Consider the following 6,061-nt stretch of genomic DNA (forward strand, 5'->3'; position numbering starts at 1 on the left):
ACATTACCCTCCATTTTCCGGCGCTGGTGGCTCGGGCCCATTTTCGCCCCCCGGTTCAGAATCCGGGGAATCGGGCAGACCAAAGCGATCGCCCCCTGGGGTTCCCTGCGGATTTTCCTGCACTTCGCCGGTACCGGGGAGGGTAGCGAGGGCAACGCGATCGCCCCCCACTTCCCGGAGCAAATCCAACACCTGCATCACGTCATTGTAACTGGCCATCTTGGACGCTGAGAGTACAATTAACCCCTCGGGCTGATTCCTTTTATAAGCCACCAACAACTGATAAAGTTGCTCTCGGCTGACCGGCTGTTTGTCCACGTAGGTCTGACCGATCTGGTCAATGCTGACAAACAGTTTCATCTCTTGCATCTGCACGGTTCCGGTGTCTGCCTTGGGCAAATCCACGTTCACCGCCTGCTGTCGCGTTAGCTGCAGTGCGGCGAGCAGGAAAAAGGTCAAAATGCAAAATATCACATCAATCAAAGGAATCAGCTCAATGCGAGCTTCTTCCGTGGGAGAATCATAATTAATCTTCATTTGTCCTGTGAGGAGGGATTCAATTCGCGAGTGAGTCTGCAAGTCTAGGATTCCGAGGGATTGAAGCCATCTATCTTTCCGGGATCCTCAGACTCTCCCTTTGGCTCTTTGGAGTTCTTCGAGTCCAGGGGGCGATCGCCGAAGTTTCCCGGGGACTTCAACGACACTGGCGTCTCGGGCATTGGCGTTGGATTTTGGCTCAGTTGCGACCAATACTGACGATAAAGCAATTCTAATTCATTCCCGCACTTGCGGAACATTTTCACCTGCTTGAACAATAACCCTTGAAACAGGCGATAAAAGGCCAAACTGGTAATTGCCACAATCAAGCCAAATGCGGTACTGATCAGCGCCGCACCAATCCCGGTGGTCACGCCTGCAGTGGCTCCCGTGCCGATATCTCCCAAGCGAATCGATCCCAACGACTCGATCAACCCCAACACGGTACCGAGCAATCCCAACAAAGGAGCCAAGGCAATCACAGCTTCTAAAACCTTGTCCCCGCGACGCATAGCGGCAATTTCATCATCGGCTCCCGCTTCTAGCGCCAGTCGAAACACTTCTGGATCGGGGGTTTGCAGTCGCAAGGGGGAATACAGCACGCGCCCGATGGGTCGCTTGCTGGCTTGTCTGGCAATCTCCTGGGCGACTCGCCAATCATATCGCGCGGCTTCGAGTACCCGCGAGGCTACTTCTCGTTCTTTACTGACCACAGTGGCCCAGAACCAACTGCGCTCTAAAATTGTGGCGACAGCTAGAACGGACAAAACCAGCAACGGCCACAGCGGCCACATGGAAACGCCGCCTTTGTCAAAGATTTGTTCGATTGTCTCTAAATTCACTGTGTTTGCCTTCCTCCGTTGGTTCCTCGCCCCTGGGCTACGGACGGTTCTCAACCCATCCTATTGTTATTCCCATTTTATAAATTCCGATTACTTTACAACCACCCGAGGACGATTCAGTAGAATTCTCCCTGCATCGGGGGGTAGGGTGCTGCCCACTTTGCAAATCCAATTATTATAACACACTATTTTTAATATGTCAACCTTTTTTTTGAAATAATCCACATCGCGCGACTCAATAAACTGTAGCCATGATTGTCGGTGCGCGATCCCCCAATTCGGTTGTGCAATTCTCCCACCCATTGGGTAGAAGGTGGGCATTGGCTTGCCCGAGGTTTAAATGAGGGGGACTGTGGCGGGCAATCTATCCACCGAGGCGATCGCTGCTTTGAAATCTTCCCCGCCTCTCCTAGAAGCCTCCCCCGCGATCTACGATAGACAACATTATTAATACCGTTGCCTGTTCTGAGGCCAAGATGCCTCATTGCTTTTATCGAGAGTTAACGATGAAATTTGCGGAAAAACTACCTCAATGGGTGGCTTTAGGATTAGCGTTTCCTCTAATCTTCCTCAACGGGTGGCTGTTGTTGGTGGTGTTTAACTATTTTCACACGATCCTCAACGTGGTGCTCGCCGCCTCGTTACTGGCTTTCGTTTTGGATTATCCAGTCAATCTCCTAGAGAAATATGGCGTCAAACATACCCCCGCCGTGGTGTTGATTTTTCTGGTGACGTTGTTCGGATTGGTGGGTGCCGGCATCACCTTGGTGCCGATCGCCCTGACTCAGTTAAGGGAATTAGCCAACCGACTTCCCACTTGGATCCAGTCTGGTGCTACCCAACTCGAAGCGCTGCAAAATCTGGCGATCGCTCGCAATTGGCCGATCGATTTGACCGGGTTGACCACCGAACTCACCCAGCGCTTGTCCAGTCAAGCCCAGGCGATCGCCGGTCAAGCCCTCGGTTTCGCCGTAGGTACGGTGGGCGGACTCTTAGATGTCATCCTCACGGTTGTCTTAACCTTCTACCTGCTGTGGCGCGGACGCAATCTCTGGGAAGGTCTCTTACGCTGGCTTCCTCCCCGTCTGGCAAAGGAATTGCGCTTCTCCCTAGGCGAAAATTTCCATAATTATTTCGTCGGACAAGTCACGGTTGCTTCTCTGATGGGCCTGTCGATGACTCTGGGCTTTTTACTGCTGCGAGTTCCGTTTGGTCTGTTATTCGGTCTTGTGGTGGGAGTGTTTAGCTTGGTGCCGTTTGGGGGCAGTTTGAGTATTGCTCTGGTGACGGTCCTGGTGGCGTTTAACGATTTTTGGCTGGGGGTTAAAGTCCTGCTGGTGGCCCTGGCGATCCAACAAGGCATCGAAAATGGGATCGCGCCGCGCTTGTTGGGGGGCTTTACAGGTCTCAATCCGGTATGGGTTTTAATCTCCTTGCTTCTGGGTGCCAAGCTGGGCGGTGTGCTGGGTCTGTTGATTGCTGTGCCTTTGGCGAGTTTTATTAAAAGTACGTCGGATAGCTTGCGCGCGGATTCCGATAGTTCCCCGGTTGAGGTATCTAGCGCCCACTGAAAGGGTCAATTTTTCGGAGTTCGAGGAACCAACCCCCGAACTGGTTTTCGCGGGTTGCGCTCGAAAAAAGCGATCGCCTTCTGGATAAGTTCGGGGGCGATCGCTTGCTTTGTGCGCTTGCACTGGGTTTGCATTAGGGGTACTGCGCCTCAGTACCCTGCGCTTTACTCCGCTCCTTGAATTTTGAGTAAGGCAAAACCGAGGGCTAATCCTACCAGGACTAAGGAAAAGCACAAAAAGGCTGTGGTATAAATTTCACCGGTCATCGCGTTTTCTCCTAATGGGATAAAAATAAGTTCTATTGACCGCCGCAATCTCGGGCGATCGCGCAAGTCAGCTCAATTCTGGGGTGGTGACACCCGCAGGGAGTATTGTAAAACACTTTCGGTCTCAATCTGTGCTAGAAGTGGAATGAAACGGGTCGATTGGGGCGATCGCCTCTGTGGGGGCGGGTTCTATCTCAACCCCATCACCCCATCATCTGAATCCATCCCCCCCAATCTGCGATCGCCTAAAGCGGGTTGATTGGTATCCCTATCCAATCCAATTCCCAACCAATCCATCGCGCTTCGGAATCGATGTTTTTCTCCAAAAGCCGATGCAAATTTATGGGCGGTTTCTATCTTCCCCTCCCTCGAACAGTCGGACATCGCCGAGATGATACTCCCCTCACTCATCCCCATAGTGAAAGCCGATTATAAAGAGAAATTTAACCCAATTCCTGGATTTTTTCTTCTTACACCATCCCTCCAGCGATCGCTTTTCCCTGGAACCCGCATATTCGTGAATTTAACCTACAACTTATCACCCCGTTACATTGTAGATTTCCGAGTTTTCATATCCACCCGAAGCGTTAACGCAGAAGTGAATAAAAACTGAATGTTCGTTAAAATCGCAACCTTGTAGCGGGGAGTTTCTACCGCAGGTTAGATCCAAAAACCTCAGCTACGATTGTAGCATTGTCGATGCAGGGCAAATAAAAGGTTATGGAAATTCACACGCCAGATTGGGTTAAGCACGCAGTATTTTATCAAATCTTTCCCGATCGCTTCGCCAAGGGGAAGCAACCGGGCAAGTCGATGTTAGACCATATTCGCTGGGAAGATTGGTCTGCGGTTCCTACCCTTCAAGGGTACAAGGGCGGCAATTTGTGGGGGGTACTTGAAAAACTGGATTACTTGCAAGATTTAGGGGTAAATGCCATTTACTTTACTCCCATTTTTCAATCGGCGAGCAATCACCGCTACCATACCCACGATTACTATCAAGTGGATCCGATGTTGGGGAGTACCGCTGCATTTCGGGAACTGTTGATGGCGGCGCACAAACGTAATATGAAGGTGGTTTTGGATGGAGTCTTCAACCATGCCAGTCGCGGCTTTTTCTTTTTCCACGATATTTTAGAAAATGGTCCCCATTCACCCTATGTGGATTGGTTCCAAATTGAAGATTGGCCACTGTCTGCTTATGATGGCAGTAAACCGGCAAATTATTTGGGGTGGGCAGATAACCGGGCACTGCCAGTATTTAATCACAACAATCCCGCAGTGCGCGAATACATTATGGAAATTGCGGAATATTGGATTAACTCTGGGATTGACGGGTGGCGTTTGGATGTGCCGTTTGAGGTGAAAACGGAAGGGTTTTGGCAGGAATTTCGCGATCGCGTCAAAGCGCTTAACCCCGATGCCTACATTGTCGGTGAAGTCTGGGGAGATTCCCGGGAATGGTTGGATGGGACTCAGTTTGATGGGGTGATGAATTATCTCTTTACCGGCTCCACAATTGCCTTTACCGCCGGCGATCGCGTGGACCTCGAACAAGTTGAAGGACGCGATTACCAACCTTACCCCCCGCTTTTCGCTGGGGATTATGCGGAAAAAATCCAACATTTGCTGGAAATGTACCCCTGGGAAATCCAACTTACCCAACTGAATTTACTCGCCAGTCACGATACCGCACGCTTGATTTCGATTGCAGGTGGCGATGAACCAACGGTGGAACTCGCTACTCTATTATTAATGACTTTCCCGGGTCCTCCTAGCGTCTACTATGGCGATGAAGTTGGCTTACCGGGTCGTCTGGATCCTGACTCCCGTCGCGGTTTTCCTGACGAACCAGATTGGAATCGTCCGGTTCTCGATTACCACAAAAAATTGATTGCGTTGCGTCACGATCGCCCATCGTTGCGAATCGGCACTTACCAGGTTTTATCCGCAGAAGGCACGGTCTATGTCTTCGCCCGTCAGTTACCAGAAGAAGAATCGATTGTGGCGGTTAATGTGGGAACCACTGTGGGTGAAATTACCGTGGATGCCACCCGTCTGAAAACTCGGTGCGATCGCCTCTTATACGGCAATGCGGAGTGCGTTTGGAGTAACGATAATCTGACGTTAACGATTCCGGCGCGCACCGGTTGCATCTTAGGTTAAATTCATCACGCCGAACCTTCGGATTAAAATCAGCTTGGGTGGGCATTCCCCACCCTACGGCTATAGGATTTTCAGATTAATATGCAAAATTGCTTTTATAGCAGTTCTCATATGGAGTAGGTAGAAACTTTTTCACCTCGGAGGTGCCGACGCGGTTGGCACAGAAACCGCTGCGGATCGCATCAAGCAACAGACCTGCTTAATTTCCCCACCAGCCCCCACGGCGGGACAAAAACCGTTGCGAACATCCAATAGTTAATTTCCCCACCAGCCCCCACGGCGGGACAAAAACCGTTGCGAACATCCAATGGTTAATCAGGCGGGGAAAAAACCGTTGCGAACATCCAATGGTTAATCAGGCGGGGAAAAAACCGTTGCGAACATCCAATGGTTAATTTCCCTACCAGGTTCCAGGGCGGGGAAAAAACCGTTGCGAACATCTAATAGTTAATCAGGCGGGGAAAAAACCGTTGCGAACATCCAATGGTTATAGCAGGTCTCATATGAGCCAGATAGAGAATGTTTCACTGACGAGGTACCTGTGCTGGAATCACAGAAACTCCTGCGGATCGCATCAATCTGAAAAACGCTATAATCAAGACCTAAAGTGCGATTCGTTCCCGCAAAAGTGGAGGGTAAATGCCCGAAACGTAAGCGGGGCAAGGAACACAGCCCCAAA

The 6,061-nt window shown here is 50.7% G+C and carries 5 protein-coding genes; 2 read left to right on the plus strand and 3 right to left on the minus strand.

Annotation, left to right across the window (positions count from 1 at the left end):
* Positions 1-3: 3 nt before the first annotated feature.
* Entirely contained in the window at positions 4-537 is a 534-nt protein-coding gene (locus AC0QH1_RS28560; RefSeq protein WP_324634837.1) for an ExbD/TolR family protein, read from the minus strand.
* A gap of 44 nt (positions 538-581) precedes the next feature.
* Entirely contained in the window at positions 582-1,331 is a 750-nt protein-coding gene (locus tag AC0QH1_RS28565) for a MotA/TolQ/ExbB proton channel family protein (protein ID WP_324634842.1), read from the minus strand.
* A gap of 554 nt (positions 1,332-1,885) precedes the next feature.
* Between AC0QH1_RS28565 and AC0QH1_RS28570 the strand changes: the two genes are divergently transcribed.
* Complete coding sequence (locus AC0QH1_RS28570) at positions 1,886-2,950, plus strand: AI-2E family transporter (protein ID WP_324634838.1); 1,065 nt, start codon at positions 1,886-1,888, stop codon at positions 2,948-2,950.
* Between the two features lie 164 nt (positions 2,951-3,114).
* Here AC0QH1_RS28570 and petM read toward each other — a convergent pair whose 3' ends face one another.
* Positions 3,115-3,216, minus strand: a complete 102-nt coding sequence (petM, locus tag AC0QH1_RS28575; RefSeq protein ID WP_324634839.1) for a cytochrome b6-f complex subunit PetM — start codon at positions 3,214-3,216, stop codon at positions 3,115-3,117.
* Positions 3,217-3,936: 720 nt separating this feature from the next.
* On the opposite strand from petM, the gene AC0QH1_RS28580 reads away from it, so the two are divergent.
* A complete protein-coding gene (locus AC0QH1_RS28580; protein WP_324634840.1) occupies positions 3,937-5,382 on the plus strand; it encodes a glycoside hydrolase family 13 protein in 1,446 nt (481 codons plus the stop codon).
* The last annotated feature ends 679 nt before the right edge of the window (positions 5,383-6,061 follow it).

This window comes from Phormidium sp. CCY1219, from assembly GCF_055795085.1.